Here is a 16986-nt window from a genome sequence, read left to right as displayed (position 1 = left end):
TTGATCCGGAATCCGCGGGGCGTCAGGCCTTCGGGGTGTGGAAGGACACCGCGCGGCCGGGCTTGGAGTCGTGCCCGGCGCCGTCCCGGACCGAGATCGCGATGGTGTAGTCGGTGTCCGGACGCAGGTTGTAGATCCGGGTGGAGGTCTTCTTCACCCAGTCGAGGTGCCTGCCGTTGAGGAACACCTCGTACCACTCGGCCGAGTTGGCGGTCGTCCAGTTGACGACGGCCGAGTCCCGTGTGACCTGTCCGACCGTCACGTCCGGGCCGGTCGACGGGCCCGTGCTGCCGGTGGGGCTCGGGTGCGGGGTCGGGCTGGCGGTGGGGTCGGGCTTGGTGCCGTTGCCCTTCAGCAGGAACTGGTTGTTCGCGATGTTCCAGTGCGTGGCGAGGTAACTGCCGGGCGCGGGGTTGGTGTTGTAGTAGTCGTCGTGATTGCAGTCGAGCCGTTTGTCGTGGCCCTGGTCGGGACAGACGTAGCGCATCTGCGGGTAGTACGGCGTGTCCGAGTAGCACATGAGGTCCCACTCGTCGGTGCAGTGCGCACCCTTGCTGGAGTTGGGTGCGCTGTTGTTCACCGCGCCCAGGTTGTGGCCGAGTTCGTGCGCGGGGGTGGAACCGCTCCAGCAGCCGGAGTCCGTCCGGCCGTACGACGGGCCGAAGTTGCTCTGGTTGTCCTGGCCGGATCGCTCGTCACCGGCGAAGGTGCCGATGCCGCAGTAGACCTTGGCGTCCGTGAAGACCATGTACTTGCGGTCGCGCCGGTCGAACCCCTTCTTCGCGAGTGCGGAGTTCATCGCGCCGAACTCGGCCAGGGCCGCGTCCGGGAGCTCGACGTCGAGCACCGTCGGGGTGCAGTCAGCGGCGGTCACGTACCGGATGTGGCGGACGCCCCCGGTCTCCTGCGCGCTGGCGAAGTAGATGGCGTCCGCCTCGGCGGCCCACTTGCGGAACGACGCGACGTACTCCGCGTACCGGTCCCGGCCCGGCCCGTGCGCGTACACGACCTGCACCCGGTTGCCGGTGTTCCCGTCGCCGTCGCAGACCACGGTCTGGTCGGACGCCGCCGCAACCCCGCTGCCCGCAGCGGATGTCGAGCCCGGCGGGGGCGGTGCCGTCGCGGTCGCGGACTGGCCGGCCCGCGCGTCGAGGGCCGGCGTGGCGTCGGTTGGCGAAGTGTCGGACTTCGCTGCGGACTCCGGCTTCACCGCTGGCGGGGTGTCCTTGCTGATGTCCACGCCCTTGGGCGGCGCGTCCGGTCCGTGGGTGCAGTGACCGTCCGCCGTGCTGAGGACCCCGGCACAGCGGTTGCCCGTCGGGGCGGCCTGAAGGCCCGTGTACACCAGGCCGTTCGGCGGATCGTCGGCGGGTATCGAGGCCACTGCGGCCGGCGCGTCGTGCTGGGGCTCGGATGCCGGCGTGAGGCCGGTCGCGGCCGCGTCGGCCGATGCGGGAGTCCGGCCGCCGGAGTGGATTCCGGCGAGCGCGGTGGTGCCGCCGATGAGGAGCCCCGTCGCGGCCACCGCGGCTGCGAGCATCGAGACCCGGGTCCGGCGTCCCCGCTTGCTCACCCTTCTTTGTCCAGGCATAACCACACCTCTTTCCTCGGGTGGATTGAGTGCCGGGAATCCTGCCAGAGGGTTCGCGGGTAACTGAACGCCGGTGCTCCGGGCGCGAAGATGTCACCCCTTCAACCATCGATTGGCGAAGGGGTGACGTGATGTCAGTTCATGCTGCCCGACCGGACGTTGGCAGATTTGTAAGGTCGGCCGCGAGCGCATCTCGACAGCTGGATGGCATGCGACTTAATGCAAACGTTATCCTTCGTGATCCGCTGTTAGATACACTGTTCAATAACGAAATTGCACTGCGTGGAGCGAATGTGACTCTCCATCACATGACTCCGTCGGTAACTGCCCCGGGTTTTCTGGAGAATTCAGAGAAGCGTGTGCCAGTAGTACCAGAACCGGTTGAGGATCAGCAGCGCGATCACCGCCGCCCACAGCACCGGCAGCGCCCAGTGGTAGCGCGCCGCCTCCCGGACCACCGGCCGCAGTCGCGGGCCCACCGGGATCACGCCCGTGCTCAGGTTGTGCAGGGTCGTGTACCAGAACAGCGTGACCACCGTCGCCCACACCACCATGCAGTACGGGCAGAGCGCGCCGATCTCGTACAGCGCCTGGTCGATCAGCCAGTGCACGAAGACCAGGCCCAGCAGGGTGCCCGCGTGCAGGCCCAGCCAGAACCAGCGGCGGTACGCGGCGCCGGCCAGCAGCCCCGCGCCGATCGCCGCCAGGGCGCCGAAGGCGACCAGCCCGATCAGCGGGTTCGGGAAGCCGAACACCCCCGCCTGGTCGGTGCGCATCACCGAACCGCAGCTGATCACCGGATTGATGTTGCAGCTGGGGACGTAGGACGGGTTCTCCAGGATGTGGAGCTTGTCGAAGGTCAGGACGGCCGAGGCCGCCAGCCCGATCAGCCCGCCGAGGAACAGCAGCAGCGAGAAGGCCCGGCCCGCGCCGATCGGGGCGCTGCCCGGGGAGGTGCCGGCGGCGGGGCGGGAGGGGCGCGCAGAGGTCGAAGCGGTCATGACAGCACACTCCGGTGGCTGGGAGGGGCCGGCCCGGCCGGGAGTTCGGCCGGGCCGGTGATGATCACTACAGGCCGGCGGCCTGCTTGACCTGTGCGGTGAACTGCTCCGGCGTCACCGCGCTGCGGCCGCTGAACAGCGTGATCGACTTGCCGTCCACCTTGATCGTCGGGGTGCCGGTCACCCCGCTGTCGTTGAACGCGTCCGCGACCTTCGCCGCCCACGGCGCGTACGTCCGGTCGGTGACCGCCTTGACGAAGGCGTCCGTCTTCAGGCCCGGCACCTGGTCGGCGAGCTCCAGGACGCGGTTGACGTCGCCGAAGCCGTCGTTCCGCTCGTCGGGCTGGTTGGCGTACAGCACGTCGTGGAACGCCTTGAACTTGTCCACGCCCTCGTTCAGCGCGGCGCCGGCCGCGGCCAGCGCGGTGTGCGAGCCCTTGCCGCCGAGCGCCTTGTCCAGGAACGCGGCCAGGTGGAACTGCACCTTGATCTGGCCGTCCTCGGTGAGCTTGCGGACGGTCTGGCCGTTGGCCGCCTCGAACTCCTTGCACACCGGGCAGCGGAAGTCCTCGTAGACCTCCATGGTGTGCGGGGCGTCGGCCTTGCCGTACGTGATCACCGTGCCGTCCTGGCCGGACGCGTTCGCCGGCACGACCAGCGCGGTCGACGGGGCCGCCTCGGCGGAGGACTTCTGGTCGTCCTTGCCCGCCGAGTTGATCGCCACCGCCACCCCGCCCGCCAGGGCGAGCACGGCGACGGCCGAGACGGTGACGACGATCCGCTGACGGCGCCTGGCGGCCGTCTGCTCGCGGCGCTGCGCCTCCTGGATCCGCTCACGGGCGCTGATGCGCTTGTTCTGCTGCTTGTTGTCGGCCTGAGCCATGGGAGTCAACTCCTGTACGCGGCGCGCGGGTGCGCGCGGGACGCCCGCTCGGGCACGCCGAGGGGCTTGATCGGTGAACGCGGGAGTTGTGCGCCTCGCCTGCGGGCGCAACCGGGCCTTACGGCCGGGGGATCAGCAGGCGGGCGCGAAGGCCGGCGGACCGCGCCGCGGAGCCGGGCTGAGGACCACGTCCTCGCGGCGCGGGCGCTCCCGGTCCGAGACCGGCAGCGGCACCCGCAACACCGGGCGCACCGGAGCCGGGAGCAGCAGCAGAACCAGTGCGCGCAGCGGTGCCGTCAGCGACTGGCTGAGCGCGCGCAGGGACCGGGCCAGCCCCGACAGGGCGGCATCGCCCAGCCGCAGCCAGGCGGAGGCGGCCAGTGCGATCAGCAGATGCACCAGCAGGACCAGCAGTTGGGTCATGGCCGGCGCGACCGGCCCCTCGAGCCCCAGCGGGCCGGACAACAGCGAGCCGTCCACCGAACCGCCGCCGCACACCAGCAGATTCACGCCGTGCGCGGGCACGTGCTCGCTCAGGACCGGACCACAGCCGGTCTGGCCCAGGTTGAACGTCGTGTTGAGCAGCAGTTCCACCGGCACCATCACGCCGGAGATGTGCAGCAGCCGCCGCTCCCCGCCGGCCAGCGCGGCCGACACCAGGAAGACGACGGCGGTCGCGGCGGCCACCAGGGTGAGCGGCAGCGGGCGACCGGTGATCACCACCTGGCCCAGCGCGGACAGCGGCACGGCGAGCGCGGTGAACACCGCGGCCCGCAGGGCCCTGGTCGCGTGGGTGGAGGTCATCATTCCTCGGAGTATGCCATGAGCCTTACACCGGACACGAGGCCGCGTCGGTGTGCGGTCGGCCGCACCCGCCTCTCGGCGGCCCTTCGGCCACCCGGGTGACGTCCCGTCAGCGGGTGGACACCGGGTAAGGGCGGACTAGCCTGGAAGGCGTCCCGGCGACCCGACGCGTCCCGGCGACCCCGATGAGGGGGTGAACCGCTCATGGCCCGGCCCGAGACCACGGTGGGGCAGGTGCTGCTCGCCCGCATCGAGGCGCAGGCGAAGGTGCTCGCGGGGCTCGACGACGCCGTCCGGGCGGACGAACCGGACGCGGTGCACAAGATGCGGGTCGCCTGCCGGCGGCTGCGCAGCGCCCTGCGGACGTACCGGCGGCTGCTCCGCACCGGGGCCACCGACGCCCTGGTCGGCGAGCTGCGCTGGCTGGCCGGCGCCCTCGGCCGCGCGCGGGACCGCGAGGTGCTCGCCGAGCGGCTCGCGGCGCGGGCCCGGGAGCTGCCCGCCGAGTGCGGGCCGGAGCGGGTCGCCGCGGAGCTGGAGCGCTGGGGCGGCGCCGAGTACCGGCGGGTCTGGCCAGAGGTGGTGGCCGCCCTCGACAGCCCCCGCCGCCGCGCCCTCGGCGACGGCCTGGCAGCCTTCCTCGCCTCCCCGCCCCTGCGCGGCCGGGCGGATCGCTCCGCCACCCCCGAGCTGGCCCGCGTCGCCGCCCGCGAGCAGCGCCGTACCGGTGACCGGGTCCGCGCCGCGCTGGACGCGGAGGGCGAGGAGCGGGACCAGGCCCTGCACGAGGCCCGGAAGGCCGCGAAGCGGGCCCGCTACGCCGGCGAGACCGCCGCCCCGGCCGTCGGCCGGGCGGCCGAGCGGTACGCGGAGCGGATGAAGGCCGTGCAGGAGGTGCTGGGCGAACACCAGGACGCGGTGGTGGCGGCCGCGGCGCTCGTCGGCCAGGCGGGCGCGAGCGGCGAGCCGTTCGGCTACGGGGTGCTGTACGGCCGGCAGCTCGCCGAGGCGGAGGCGGCCCGCGAGCGGCTGCCCCGGGTGTGGGACCGCGCGTCGCGGCGGAAGCTGGCGCGGTTCGGGTAGGGAGCCGGCTCTAGGCCGGGCGCTCCTGGTTCGGCGTGAGGCCGGCGGAGGTGGCGGCCGTGCGGAGGAGGGCGCGGAGCATCTCCGTGGTGAGGCGGCCGGTGTTGGTGTTGCGCGGGCTTACGTGGTAGCAGCCGTACAGCCGCAGTGCGGGGCCGCCGTCCGCGGCCGGCAGGGTGAGGTGGGCGGCGTGGCCGAAGGCCGGGCGAGGGCGGGGGACCAGCCAGCCGGCAGCGGTGAGGGCGGGGAGGAGCGCCTGCCAGGCGAAGCCGCCGAGGGCGACGACGGTCCGGACGGTGGGGCGCAGCAGCTCAAGCTCGCGGGTGATCCACGGGCGACAGGTGTCGCGCTCCTCGGTGGTGGGCCTGTTGTCGGGCGGGACGCAGCGGACGGGGTCGGTGATGCGGACGCCGTGCAGTTCCAGCCCGTCCCCGTACCGGACGGACTCGGGGCGGTTGGCGAGCCCGAGTTCGTACAGCGCCGCGTACAGCAGGTCCCCGGAGGGGTCGCCGGTGAAGATCCGGCCGGTGCGGTTGGCGCCGTGCGCGGCGGGGGCGAGGCCGACGAGGACGAGCGGGGCGTCGGGCGGGCCGAAGCCGGGGATCGGGCGGGCCCAGTAGTTCCAGTCCTGGTAGGCGCGGCGCTTGGTACGGGCGGTCTCCTCGCGCCACTCGACCAGGCGCGGGCAGGCGCGGCAGCCGGTGACGACGCGGTCCAGGCCGGCCAGTGCGGTGGCGCGCGCGGCGGCCTCGGCGGGGTGGCGGGGGTGGCCGGGGTCGTCGGCGGGGGACAACGGCATAGCGACGATCCTAGGGCTGGATTCGGTCCGTTTCGACGGTTGGCCGGGCAGGCGTAGCGTGGAATCAGCTGCTCCGGCGGCCCCCTGGTCGGTCCGGGGCGGCGACGGCCGGAACTCGCTGGTGCGCGAGGCCGCGAGGAGGCCGCGATGATCGTCGATGCGGTGCTGGGTGTGATCGGGGGGCTGGTGGGTCTGGGGGCGATCTGGGCGGGCCTGAGCGTCCGGGTGGTCCAGCAGTTCCAGAGGGGTGTGGTGTTCCGCTTCGGCCGGGTGCGGGACGAGGTGCGCTCCCCGGGGCTGGTCGCGCTGATGCCGATCGCGGACAAGCTGCGCAAGGTGAACGTGCAGATCGTGACGATGCCGATCCCGGCGCAGGAGGGCATCACCCGGGACAACGTGACCGTGCGGGTGGACGCGGTGGTGTACTTCCGGGTGCTGGACCCGGTCAAGGCGACCGTCAACGTGCAGGACTACAACTTCGCGATCTCCCAGGTCGCGCAGACCTCGCTGCGGTCGATCATCGGCAAGAGCGAGCTGGACGACCTGCTGGCCAACCGCGAACCGATCAACCAGGGCCTGGAGTTGATGATCGACAGCCCGGCGCTGGGCTGGGGCATCCAGATCGACCGGGTGGAGATCAAGGACGTCGCCCTGCCCGAGTCGATGAAGCGCTCGATCGCCCGGCAGGCGGAGGCCGAGCGGGAGCGGCGGGCACGGATCATCACGGCGGACGGCGAGTTCCAGGCCTCGGAGCGGCTGTCGGAGGCGGCCAGGGTGATGAGTCAGACCCCGTCGGCGCTCCAACTGCGGCTGCTGCAGACCGTGGTGGAGGTCGCGGCGGAGAAGAACTCCACGCTGGTGCTGCCGTTCCCGGTGGAACTGCTGCGGTTCCTGGAGAGCGCGACGGAGGTCCAGCAGCGGAACCTCCTGGCGGCCGCGGCGACGGCGGCCGGGGCGAAGGCCGCCGAGGAGTCCGGCCTCGAGGGCGGGGAGGTCGAGCAGGCCGAACTCGAACGCGACGCGTCGCCGCACGAACTGCCGGCGCTGGACGAACTGTTGGAGCACTCGCCGCTGGAGCACGAGGACGCGCCGGACGGGCGGGTCGAGCCGGGCGAGGCGGCCTGAGCGGCGCCCGGTGGCGTCGGTGGGAGTCCGGCTGGGCGCCCGGTGGCGTCCGTCACCCGCCCGGACCACGATGGACAGGGGGGCGGAAGCCAGGTCAGGAGGCGGACCATGACCAGAGCCAGCGACATCATGCACCCGGGCGCGGAGTGCATCCGCGAGCACGAGACGCTCGCCGCTGCCGCCCGGATCATGCGGGACCGGGACGTCGGCGCGCTGCCCATCTGCGGTGAGAACGACAGGCTGCTCGGCATCGTGACCGACCGCGACATCGTGCTCAAGTGCATCGCGGAGGGCCGGGACCCGGCCCTGGTGACGGCGGGCGAGGTGGCCGAGGGCCGGCCGATGACGGTGGAGGCGGACGAGGACACCGAACAGGTGCTGCGGGTGATGGAGCAGTACCGGGTGCGCCGGCTGCCGGTGATCAACCACCCCGAGCACAAGCTGGTCGGGATGATCAGCGAGGCGGACATCGCGCGCGGGCTGCCGCAGGCCCGGGTGGCGGAGTTCGTGTCGGCGGTCTGCGCCGAGGAGGCGCCGGCCGCGGAGGCGTGACGCCGGACGCCCGGGCCCCGCGCGTCTTCCGTCAGGCCAGCGCGTACACCGTGGTGGCGTGTGCGGCCGGCTCCTCCTCGCCCTCGGCGGTGAGCGTGATGTCGAGGAAGGCGATGCGCCGGCCGAGCTTGGTCACCCGGGCGTGCACCAGCACGTCCTGGCCGGTGACGGCGCGCTGGAAGGTGGTGGACTGCTGGACGGTGGTCATCGGGCCGAAGCCGCCGCGCGCAGCCGACACCGCGATCACGCTCGCGGTGTCGGCGGCGGCCATCAGCGCCTGCCCGGACAATCCGCCGCCCTCCCGGGCCAGTTGACCGGACCAGGGCAGCCGCAGCACGGCGTGCCGCTCCCCGGTCTCGGCCACCGACAGGCCGAGCGCCTGCACCCAGGGGGCGAAGTTGTCGGCCAGGATCTTGTCCGCCTCGGCGGTGGTGAGGGTCATTCCGTCATTGTGGCGCGTGCGGTGGCGCTGCGTCGGCGATTGCCGAGGGCGCCCGCCCGGTGCCGCCCTGGGCGAGGCCCTGGCCCGCTGGCTACCGCGCGGCGTCCCCCGGCACCCCGTCCGCACCCGGGCGGCGATCCCGGGCATCCTCCCGCAGGGCGCGGGCGATCAGCTCCGCCAGGTGCAGTGCCTGCCGTCCCTCGGCGAGCTGGGCGATCTGCGTGCGGCAGCTGAACCCGTCCGCCAGCACCACCGTGCCCGGGTCGGCCGCCCGCAGCTCCGGGAGCAGGACGCGCTCCGCGATCGCCTCGGACACCTCGAAGTGGCCCCGCTCGAACCCGAAGTTCCCGGCCAGGCCGCAGCAGCCGGAGTCCAGCACCCGGTTGTGCAGGCCCAGCCGGGCCTCCACCCGGCGGTCGGCCGCGGTGCCGAGGACGGCGTGCTGGTGGCAGTGGGTCTGGGTGACGGCGTCCCGGGGGACGCGGGGGAGCGGGGCGTCGGGGGCGAACTCGTCGAGGAACTCGGCGAAGGTCCGGGTGCGGTCGGCGAGCGGACGGCCGTCCGGGCCGAGCAGACGGGGCAGGTCCTCGCGCAGGCTGGCGGTGCAGCTCGGGTCCATGCCGATCACGGGGGTGTCGGCGGGAAGGCCGTCCGCGGCGAGCACCTGGAGGCTGCGCCGCAGCACCCGGCGGGCGGTGCCGAGCTGGCCGGTGGAGTACCAGGTGAGGCCGCAGCAGACCGGGCCGGCGGGCAGCCGGACGTCGAAGCCCAGGTGCTCCAGCACCTCGACGGCGGAGCGCAGCACGTTCGGCTGGAGGTGATCGGAGAAGGTGTCCGGCCACAGCAGGACGGTCCGCGCGCCCGCCGCCGCCGGGTGCGCGGTGCGGTGCCGCCGGTACCAGCGGGTGAAGGTCTCCGGCGGGAGGACGGGCAGGACGCGCCGCCGGTCGATGCCGCCGAGCCGCTTCAGCAGCCCGGCCGCCGGTGAGCGGGCGAGGGTGTTGGCGGCCCCGGGCGCGAGCGCGGCGGCGCGCAGCCAGAGCGGTAGCCAGCCCATCGAGTAGTGGGCGAGCGGGCGCAGCCGGTGCCGGTAGTGCTGGTGCAGGAACTCCGTCTTGTACGTCGCCATGTCGACGTGGACCGGGCAGTCGCTCGCGCAGCCCTTGCAGCTGAGGCAGAGGTCCAGCGCCTCCCGGACCTCCTCCGACCGCCAGCCGTCCGTGATCGCTCCCCCGGCCCGGCGGCCGGGAGGTGCCCCCATACCGCGCAGCATCTCGGCGAGCAGCCGAGCCCGGCCGCGGGTGGAGTGCCGCTCCTCGCTGGTGGCCATGTAGCTCGGGCACATCACCCCGGTGGTGGGGTCCACGCACTTGGCGACGCCCACGCAGCGGTGCACGGCGCTCGCGAGGCTGCCGCCGTCCCGCTCGTACGGGAGGGCGAGCGGCAGGGGGCGGCGCGGGGCGGCGACGAAGCGCAGGTCGGCGTCGAGCGGGCGCGGGTCGACCAGGGCGCCGGGGTTGAGCAGGTTCTCCGGATCCCAGATCCTCTTGAACTCGCCGAACAGGTCGATGACTTCGGGCGGGTACATGCGCGGCAGCAGCTCGGCGCGGGCCTGCCCGTCGCCGTGCTCGCCGGAGAGCGAACCGCCGTACGAGACCGCCAGATCGGCCGCCTGCTCCAGGAACTCCCGGAAGACCAGCACCCCTTGGGGCTGGTCGAGCGGGAAGTCGATCCGCAGGTGCACGCAGCCCTCGCCGAAGTGCCCGTACGGCACGCCGCGCAGGCTGTGCCGGCGCAGCAGGGCGCGAAGGTCCCGCAGGTAGTCGCCGAGCCGCTCGGGCGGGACGGCGGAGTCCTCCCAGCCGGGCCAGGCCTCGCCTCCGCCCGGCAGCCGGGTGACGATCCCGGCGCCCGCCTCGCGGACGGCCCACAGCTGCCGCTGCTCGCCCGGGTCGGTGACGAGGGCCACGGCGGCGGAGTGCTCGCGGCGCACCGTGTCGGCGAGCCGGCGGGCGGCGCTGTAGGCCTCGACCGGGGTGGCGCCGGCGGTCTCCAGGAACAGCCAGCACTCGCCGGCGGGCAGCCGGTCCAGCGCGGGCGGGCGTGGACCGGCCGCGAGCAGTGCGGCGATCAGGTCGGCGGCCATGCCCTCGGCCGTCAGCGGGCGCAGCGGCAGGAGAGCCGGGACGGCGTCGGCGGCGGCGCCCTCGTCCGGGTAGCCGGCGATCACCAGCGCCCGCGCGGGCGGCTCCTCGACCAGCCGGACGGTGGCGCCGAGCAGCAGCGCGCAGGTGCCCTCGGTGCCGGTGAGGGCGCGGGCCAGGTCGTGGCCGCGTTCGGGCAGCAGGGCGTCCAGCGGGTAGCCGGAGGTGCGGCGAGGCAGGTCGGGCATGCCCTGCCGGATGGTGGCGAGGTGGTGGTCGGTGAACTCCTGGAGTTGGCGGTGGAGTTCACCCTCACGGCCGGGCAGGGCGCGCAGTGCGGTGCGCTCCTCGGGGGCGAGCCGCCCGCGGACGGTCAGCTCGGTGCCGTCCGCGAGCAGCAGCTCCAGCCGCTCGACATTGTCCGAGGTGCGCCCCCAGGCGAGCGAGCGCGGGCCGCAGGAGTCGTTGCCGATCATGCCGCCGAGCGTGCAGCGGCTGTGCGTGGACGGGTCGGGCCCGAAGCGCAGCCCGTACGGCCTGACGGCGCGCTGGAGGTCGTCCAGGACGACGCCGGGCTCGACCCGGGCCGTGCGGGCCTGCGGGTCGACGTCGAGCACCGCGCCCAGGTGCCGCCGGAAGTCCAGCACCACCGCGCCCGGCCCGATCGCCTGCCCGCCGATGCTGGTGCCCGCGCCGCGCGCCACCACCGGCACCCGGTACTGGCGGCACAGCGCGAGCGCGGTGCGGACGTCGTCCAGGTCGGCGGGTTTGACCACGCCGAGCGGCAGGTGGCGGTAGTTGGACGCGTCGTGGCTGTAGACGGTCCGCTCGGCGGCGCCGAAGCGGACCTCGCCGCGCAGGTCGGCGGCCAGCTCACGGGCCAGCTCGGCGCCGGGGACGGCGGACGGACGGCTCACCGGGGACCTCCGAGGCGGTGCGGCGACGGCTCCGGCCGATCATCGCAGCCGCACGCCGCGCAGGGGCGCCGACCGCCCCGGGCGTTCGGCCGACGGGGTGGCGTCCGGCACGCTCGGCGTACGACCGAGCGTCGCTCAGTCCTTCCGCCGGCCGGCCCCGGTGAGCGAGCCGCGGGCGATGTGGGACAGCTTGGCCACCTCGAACGCCGGATACGCGCCGCCGGCCAGCAGCGAGAACTTGACCCCCTCGCGGCCGCCCGGCTTCCGGTGGCCCGGCGGCTGGAAGCGGCGGTGGTGCTCGGCGGCCCGGTGGAAGAACTGCGGCCGCTCGGCGCGCGTCACGCACCCGGCGAGGTCGAAGACGAACAGGTAGTGCCGGATCATGCGGACGAACAGCGCGTCGCGGACGGCGTACAGGTGCGGCTGGTCCTCCATCAGCGCGAAGGTGCGCTCGTACTGCTCGAAGATGTCGAACACGCTGCTGCCCGGCGAGCCGGTCGGGTGCACCGTCTCCCGGCGCCGCAGCTGCACGCACTCGCGCGGCAGGACGGCCACCCGCCGGGCGCCGAGCATCGCCGCGTGGACGACCGGGATCTCCTCGTACCGGCCGTCGGGGAAGGCCAGCCGCAGCTCCTCCCAGTGGCCGCGGCGCACCAGGCGGTCCCAGATCAGCGGCGGCGCGCCCAGCAGCTCCGGCCGGTCGAACGGCCCGGCCACCTCCGGCCCGGCCTCGGCCAGCGGCTTCTCCGCCCCGCCGGGCCACTCGCGGCCGTTGTGCCGCCGGGTGTGCCCGAACTGCAGCACGTCCACCGGCCCGGTCTCGCTCAGCCTGTCGGCGAGTGCCTGCAGCCCGTCCGGTGGCAGCAGGTGGTCGGCGTCCAGGAACAGCAGGTACTCGCCGGTCGCCCGCGCCGCCCCCGCGTTCCGGCTCACCCCGACCCCGACCGCCGCGTCCAGGTGCAGCGCCGACACCTGCGGATGGCGCGCCGCGAACTCGTCGACGAGGTCCCGCGGGGTGCCGGGGGAGCGGTCGGCGACCACGATCACCTCGACGTCCCGGAAGGACTGGCCGAGCAGCGAGTCCAGACAGGCCGCCAGCTGATTCTGCTGGTCGTAGGCGGGGAGCACGACACTGATCAGGGGTGAGGGCATGACGCCGGAGCGTAAGAGGGCGCGCGAACCGTGGCAAAGCCCTGACGGTGTGTAATTCCGAGCAATCCGCGGCAAATCGTACGGCCGTGCGCCATATCTTCACGGCTCCTTCCGGGCGCGTCCACGTCAGAAACCTGGCCGTATCCGAACGGCGCAGGCCCGCGACGCGCAACGCGTCGCGGGCCCGGGGGTGTCGAGCGGTCGGCTCAGTACCAGTGGTGGACCTGCCAGAACGACCAGGCGGCGCAGGGGCTGCCGTAGCGGGAGTTCATGTAGTCGAGGCCCCACTTGATCTGGGTGGCCGGGTTGGTGCGCCAGTCGGGGCCGGCGGAGGCCATCTTGGAGCCGGGGAGGGCCTGGACGAGGCCGTAGGCGCCGGAGGAGGCGTTGACGGCGAGCGGGTTCCAGCTGCTCTCGTGGAACACGATGTTGCTGAAGCACTGCAGCTGGCCGGCCGGGACCATCTGGGCGGCGATCTGCTGAGGGGTGCCGGAGTACGTGGGGGCGGCGTTCAGGTTCTGGCGCTGCTGGGAGCGGGAGGCGGCGGCCTGCGCGTCGGCCTGGGCCTTGGCGTCCGCCTGGGCCTTGGCGTCGGCCTGGGCCTTGGCGTCGGCCTGTGCCTGGGCCTGCGCCTGCGCCTGGGTGGCGGCCTGAGCCGCGGCTTGGGCCTGCGCCTGGGCGGCAGCGGCGGCGTCCGCCTGGGCCTTGGCCTGCGTGGCCTGCCCGGCCTGCGCCTGAGCGGCGGCAGCAGCGGCGTCGGCCTGGCCCTGGTCGGTGACCGGCTTGCCGTCCACCGACACGGCGGCCGCGGGGGCGGCGACCTCGACGGTGTGCCCGCTCTGCGGGATGGCGAGGGCGGCCGTGGCGGCGCTCGCGACGACGAGCGTCGTGACGCCGGTGATCAGGGAGTTGCGGCGGGCATGGCTGAGGCGCATGAAGCGGGCGATCCTTTTCCGTCGGGGGCGGCATCACGCGGCCGTGCTGGACGGCCGTGGCGCCCCGGCGGAACCGGCGGGGCGGGTGGGCTGCGCGGCGGTCGGACCGTCGGCGCTGCCTGGCGACGGGCCATTCTTGGCAGGGCTGCGGACGGGTGGCAAAGGCGCCTGCTACTACGGCTGGTAGTGGGTCCGGAAGGAGTCCGGCGGGGTATGGCTGGGCGTTTTGAGCGATTTGGCCGATATGTGCATTTGTCGGTCGAAGCGCTGCCGCAGCGGATGATCGACAAGGGGAACGGGGTGGTGGCCTGCGTTCTTGAGGCGGATCCGGCCGGTGGCGGGGAGGGGCCGGGCCCTGCGCGGGCGGCCGCGGGGGTGCGGGGAGCCGACCGCCCACTATCGGCGATCGTAGGTGCGGAACCCCGTGTGGGCGGCCTCACATGTTTAACGGGCCAGGTTCGTCGCAGGGTGACGGAGTCGTCACGCGTTCAGGGCGTCGCGTACGGGTTTCCCGGCGCGGGGCGCGGCGGTGCGTAGGACGGGGGGAGGGGCGGCTCCGCCGCGGGAGGCTCCTCGGTCGGGACGAGATCGCGGGCCAGCAGGGTGGCGCCCGCGACGGCGCCCGGCATCGCGAGGACGGTCACCAGCGGGATCAGGAACGCCAGGAACAGCGGCGCCCCGAAACCCAGCGCGAGCCCCAGCCGGGAGCGCAGCAGCCGGATCCGCTCGCGCTGCGGCACCCCGCGCCGCTGGAGTGCGACCGCCGTCAGCTCGACGGTGAGGAAGAAGCCGGAGATCAGGAAGCCCAGCACCGGCACGATCGTCTGCCCGGCCAGCGGGATGAACCCGCCCAGGAACAGCAGCACGCCGAACCCGGCCACCCGCGCCAGCACGTACGCGCTGTCCCGCACCGCGACCCACAGCTCGCGCCAGAACGGCGTCTCCGTCGGGGCCGGGGCGCCGCCCTCGGACTCGTCGACCTTCGCGCACAGCGACTCGTAGAAGGGCTGGCCGACGGCCAGCGTGACGGCGGTGAAGGTGAGCACCGCGATCAGGAGGCCGGCGCCGAAGACGATCACCGCGAGCGCGTCGCGCAGCAGCACCTGCCAGGGCGAGCCCCAGTGGTCGGCGAACGGGGTCGCCCAGGCGGCGAGGTCCGCGGACCAGCCGCCGAGGAACGCCAGCGCCACCGCGTAGCCCGCCAGCGTGAGCAGCGCGGGCAGCATCCCGAACCCCCACCAGTGACCGCGCCGGCCCACCCACTTCTGGCCCTCGATCAGGTACTTCATCCCCGCCGCAAGATCTCGCACGGGTGATCACCCTAGGGCCTTGCAGTGCGGAACCCCGCACTGCCGTGTTCCTGCCAGCGCCGGCTGGCAGGGGCCAGACCCTCGTGCCCCGCCGCGCGGCGCGTCACGCTCGATCCTCCCGACCTGTTCAGGAGGAGTTCGATGAAGCGTCAACTCGGCCGATTCATAGGGCTGTTGGCTGGTTTCGTGTTCGCCGCCGGCGCGCTGGTCCTGCCGGCCGCCGCCGCGCCCGCGCCGTCGTCGACGGTGGTCGGCGGCACGCAGGCCGACCAAGGCGAGTTCCCGTTCATGGTGCGGCTCTCGATGGGCTGCGGCGGCGCCCTCTACACCCCGCAGATCGTGCTCACCGCCGCCCACTGCGTCTCCGGCACCGGCGACGACGCCGGCATCACGGCCACCCTCGGCGTCGTCGACCTCAACAGTGCGAGCGCGATCACCGCGCACTCCACGTACGTGTACCAGTCGCCCGCCTTCAGCGGCGCGGAGAACGGCAACGACTGGGCCCTCATCAAGCTCGACGCGCCGGTGAGCGGCAGCCAGGTCGCGACCCTGGCGGTCACCGACTCCACCGCCTACGACAACGGCACCTTCACCATCGCCGGCTGGGGCGCCGCGGTCGAGGGCGGCGCGCAGCAGCAGCACCTGCTCAAGGCGACCGTGCCGTACGTGGACGACGCGACCTGCACCAAGGCCTACCCGGGCCTGGTCACCGCGGCCTCCCTCTGCGCCGGCTACGTCGACCAGGGCGGTGTCGACACCTGCCAGGGCGACTCCGGCGGCCCGATGTTCCGCCGTGACGCGGCCGGCGGCTGGATCCAGGTCGGCATCGTCAGCTGGGGCAACGGCTGCGCCCGCCCCGGCTTCCCCGGCGTCTACACCAAGGTGAGCACCTACGCCGCCGACATCGCGGCGGCAGCGGCCACCCTCTGACCGGGGATGCGGAGCAGCGCCCGGGGGCGAGTCGTCGCCCCCGGGCGCTCGGGCGTGCGGCGCCGTCCCGGCGGCCTCAGGTGGCCCGGGTGTAGGACAGCAGGGCGCTGGCCTGGTGGTGTTCGTGGGCGATGCGGCCGGTGGGGGCCGGAGGCAGGTGGGCGAGGAGGGCGGTGGCGGTGTCGGGCTCGCCGGTGCGAGCGTGGACGGCGGCCAGGCGGGCGGTGACGAGGGCGTGGTCGTGGGGGTGGGTCGACGGCGGGAGTTGGGTGAGGGCGGTGGTCAGGTGGGCCACCGCGGCGTGGGCGTGGCCGGTGCTGCCGGTGCGGTGGGCGAGGTCGCGGCGGCAGGTGCCGTGGGCGACGGTCAGGACGAGGTGGGCACGCGCGAGCCAGGGGCCTGGCTCGGCGGCGCGCAGTGCCTCCTCCGTCAGCCGTTCGGCGTCGTCCAGGGCGCGGAGCGACTCGGGTGCCGCGCCGGCCAGCGCGTGGGCGTGGGCCTCGGCGATGGCGGCCCAGGCCTGCGCACCGGGCAGGGGGCGGGCGGCGGCCCGGGCGGCGTGGGCGAGGGCGAGGGCCGCGGGGGCGTCGCCGCGCCACCAGTGCACAGAGCTCTGGCGGGCGAGCAGGTCGGAGGCGGCGGCCCGGTCACCGGCCGCTCGGGCCCAGGCGAGGCCGCAGCCGTACCAGGCGAGGGCACGGGCGGGGCGGGCGCCGTCGAAGTGGGCCCAGCCGGCGAGTTCGGCGTACCGGGCGGCGAGGGCGCGGATCCGGTCGGTGTCGCGCCGGGCGTCCCGCTGCCGGCCGGCCAGGGTGCGGGTGTGGTGTTCGAGGACGGCGGTCAGTTCCTCGCCGCCGATGCGGGTGGTGGCGGCGCGGTAGACGGTGAGCAGGTGGCTCAGCACGTCGAGGGTGGCGCCGTCGGGGACGGCAGCGGGACCGGCGGACGGCCCGAGGACGTCGAACCGTTCACGCTCCTGCCGGACGGGTTGCCAGAGGGCGGCCAACTCACCTCCGGTACGGAGGAGTTCGTCGGCGCGCCCGGGCAGTCCGGGTGGCGGCCAGCGGCGGGCGTTCTCGACCCGGCTGATCAGCGAGTCGTCGTAGCCGAGCCGGCGGCCGAGTTCGGCCTGGCTGAGGCCTCGGGCCTCGCGCCAGTGTCGTAATCGGTGCCCGAAACGGAGCCGGGCGGAGGCGGGGGCGGGGAGGATCGGCACGGGGCCTCCCGGGGCGGTGGTGGGGGTGCGCTCGTGGGGTGAGCGTCGTGCCGGAGGTATCCCCATTGACGCGCCCCCGTCAAACGAGACAGCGCCAGGCCC

Annotated in this window: 15 protein-coding genes; 4 read left to right on the top strand and 11 right to left on the bottom strand. The window is 74.0% G+C overall.

Translation table 11 applies throughout. The annotated features are described in order from the left end of the window. Positions 1–22: 22 nt before the first annotated feature. The 4 genes from F7Q99_RS02290 to F7Q99_RS02275 all read right to left on the bottom strand — a co-directional run bounded on the left by F7Q99_RS02290 (position 23) and on the right by F7Q99_RS02275 (position 4282). Positions 23–1573: a fibronectin type III domain-containing protein gene (locus F7Q99_RS02290; protein ID WP_153459842.1), complete on the bottom strand. Its 1551-nt coding sequence runs from the start codon at positions 1571–1573 to the stop codon at positions 23–25. A 365-nt stretch (positions 1574–1938) separates the two neighbouring features. Continuing rightward, positions 1939–2592, bottom strand: coding sequence for a vitamin K epoxide reductase family protein (locus F7Q99_RS02285; protein WP_153459841.1), 654 nt, complete (start codon positions 2590–2592; stop codon positions 1939–1941). A 67-nt stretch (positions 2593–2659) separates the two neighbouring features. Beyond that, complete coding sequence (locus F7Q99_RS02280) at positions 2660–3475, bottom strand: thioredoxin domain-containing protein (RefSeq protein WP_153459840.1); 816 nt, start codon at positions 3473–3475, stop codon at positions 2660–2662. 132 nt (positions 3476–3607) lie between these two features. Further along, entirely contained in the window at positions 3608–4282 is a 675-nt protein-coding gene (locus tag F7Q99_RS02275) for a hypothetical protein (RefSeq protein WP_153459839.1), read from the bottom strand. A 201-nt stretch (positions 4283–4483) separates the two neighbouring features. On the opposite strand from F7Q99_RS02275, the gene F7Q99_RS02270 reads away from it, so the two are divergent. After that, the gene (locus tag F7Q99_RS02270) at positions 4484–5362 is read left to right on the top strand and encodes a CHAD domain-containing protein (protein WP_153459838.1); all 879 of its coding nucleotides are present in this window, start codon (positions 4484–4486) and stop codon (positions 5360–5362) included. A 10-nt stretch (positions 5363–5372) separates the two neighbouring features. Here F7Q99_RS02270 and F7Q99_RS02265 read toward each other — a convergent pair whose 3' ends face one another. Further along, positions 5373–6161, bottom strand: coding sequence for a uracil-DNA glycosylase (locus F7Q99_RS02265; protein ID WP_153459837.1), 789 nt, complete (start codon positions 6159–6161; stop codon positions 5373–5375). A gap of 147 nt (positions 6162–6308) precedes the next feature. On the opposite strand from F7Q99_RS02265, the gene F7Q99_RS02260 reads away from it, so the two are divergent. Together F7Q99_RS02260 and F7Q99_RS02255 are read left to right on the top strand one after the other, a co-directional pair. Next, positions 6309–7286, top strand: coding sequence for a slipin family protein (locus tag F7Q99_RS02260; protein ID WP_153459836.1), 978 nt, complete (start codon positions 6309–6311; stop codon positions 7284–7286). A gap of 108 nt (positions 7287–7394) precedes the next feature. Then, the gene (locus F7Q99_RS02255) at positions 7395–7838 is read left to right on the top strand and encodes a CBS domain-containing protein (protein WP_153459835.1); all 444 of its coding nucleotides are present in this window, start codon (positions 7395–7397) and stop codon (positions 7836–7838) included. 31 nt (positions 7839–7869) lie between these two features. Here the strand turns inward: F7Q99_RS02255 and F7Q99_RS02250 are convergent, their stop codons facing one another. From F7Q99_RS02250 to F7Q99_RS02230, 5 genes are all read right to left on the bottom strand, one after another. After that, entirely contained in the window at positions 7870–8280 is a 411-nt protein-coding gene (locus tag F7Q99_RS02250) for a PaaI family thioesterase (RefSeq protein WP_153459834.1), read from the bottom strand. A 91-nt stretch (positions 8281–8371) separates the two neighbouring features. Next, positions 8372–11341 carry an FAD-binding and (Fe-S)-binding domain-containing protein gene (locus F7Q99_RS02245; RefSeq protein WP_326846165.1) on the bottom strand — a complete coding sequence of 990 codons (2970 nt, stop codon included), beginning with the start codon at positions 11339–11341 and terminating at the stop codon, positions 8372–8374. Positions 11342–11476: 135 nt separating this feature from the next. Beyond that, a complete protein-coding gene (locus tag F7Q99_RS02240; protein WP_153459833.1) occupies positions 11477–12493 on the bottom strand; it encodes a glycosyltransferase family 2 protein in 1017 nt (338 codons plus the stop codon). 206 nt (positions 12494–12699) lie between these two features. After that, positions 12700–13428 (bottom strand): aggregation-promoting factor C-terminal-like domain-containing protein, encoded by a 729-nt coding sequence (locus F7Q99_RS02235; RefSeq protein ID WP_153459832.1) that lies wholly within the window; start codon positions 13426–13428, stop codon positions 12700–12702. 488 nt (positions 13429–13916) lie between these two features. Beyond that, on the bottom strand, positions 13917–14738 hold the full coding sequence (locus F7Q99_RS02230; RefSeq protein ID WP_326846164.1) for an EI24 domain-containing protein: 822 nt from the start codon (positions 14736–14738) through the stop codon (positions 13917–13919). 141 nt (positions 14739–14879) lie between these two features. Here F7Q99_RS02230 and F7Q99_RS02225 point away from each other — a divergent pair, with 141 nt between their 5' ends. Then, the gene (locus F7Q99_RS02225; RefSeq protein WP_153459831.1) at positions 14880–15668 is read left to right on the top strand and encodes a serine protease; all 789 of its coding nucleotides are present in this window, start codon (positions 14880–14882) and stop codon (positions 15666–15668) included. Between the two features lie 76 nt (positions 15669–15744). Here the strand turns inward: F7Q99_RS02225 and F7Q99_RS02220 are convergent, their stop codons facing one another. Next, a complete protein-coding gene (locus tag F7Q99_RS02220; RefSeq protein WP_195910976.1) occupies positions 15745–16884 on the bottom strand; it encodes a helix-turn-helix domain-containing protein in 1140 nt (379 codons plus the stop codon). Between the last annotated feature and the right edge of the window lie 102 nt (positions 16885–16986).

Origin of the sequence: Streptomyces kaniharaensis, assembly GCF_009569385.1 — a bacterium.
Lineage (GTDB): Bacteria > Actinomycetota > Actinomycetes > Streptomycetales > Streptomycetaceae > Kitasatospora > Kitasatospora kaniharaensis.
Note: the sequence above shows the minus strand (reverse complement) of the source record. Positions and strands in the feature narration are given on the sequence as shown.

Bases quoted from the DNA above. Each gene is read 5' to 3' on its own strand.
- F7Q99_RS02285 (WP_153459841.1), bottom strand. From the start codon at position 2,592: ATGACCGCTTCGACCTCTGCGCGCCCCTCCCGCCCCGCCGCCGGCACC.
- F7Q99_RS02280 (WP_153459840.1), bottom strand. From the start codon at position 3,475: ATGGCTCAGGCCGACAACAAGCAGCAGAACAAGCGCATCAGCGCCCGT.
- F7Q99_RS02275 (WP_153459839.1), bottom strand. From the start codon at position 4,282: ATGATGACCTCCACCCACGCGACCAGGGCCCTGCGGGCCGCGGTGTTC.
- F7Q99_RS02270 (WP_153459838.1), top strand. From the start codon at position 4,484: ATGGCCCGGCCCGAGACCACGGTGGGGCAGGTGCTGCTCGCCCGCATC.
- F7Q99_RS02265 (WP_153459837.1), bottom strand. From the start codon at position 6,161: ATGCCGTTGTCCCCCGCCGACGACCCCGGCCACCCCCGCCACCCCGCC.
- F7Q99_RS02260 (WP_153459836.1), top strand. From the start codon at position 6,309: ATGATCGTCGATGCGGTGCTGGGTGTGATCGGGGGGCTGGTGGGTCTG.
- F7Q99_RS02255 (WP_153459835.1), top strand. From the start codon at position 7,395: ATGACCAGAGCCAGCGACATCATGCACCCGGGCGCGGAGTGCATCCGC.
- F7Q99_RS02250 (WP_153459834.1), bottom strand. From the start codon at position 8,280: ATGACCCTCACCACCGCCGAGGCGGACAAGATCCTGGCCGACAACTTC.
- F7Q99_RS02240 (WP_153459833.1), bottom strand. From the start codon at position 12,493: ATGCCCTCACCCCTGATCAGTGTCGTGCTCCCCGCCTACGACCAGCAG.
- F7Q99_RS02235 (WP_153459832.1), bottom strand. From the start codon at position 13,428: ATGCGCCTCAGCCATGCCCGCCGCAACTCCCTGATCACCGGCGTCACG.
- F7Q99_RS02225 (WP_153459831.1), top strand. From the start codon at position 14,880: ATGAAGCGTCAACTCGGCCGATTCATAGGGCTGTTGGCTGGTTTCGTG.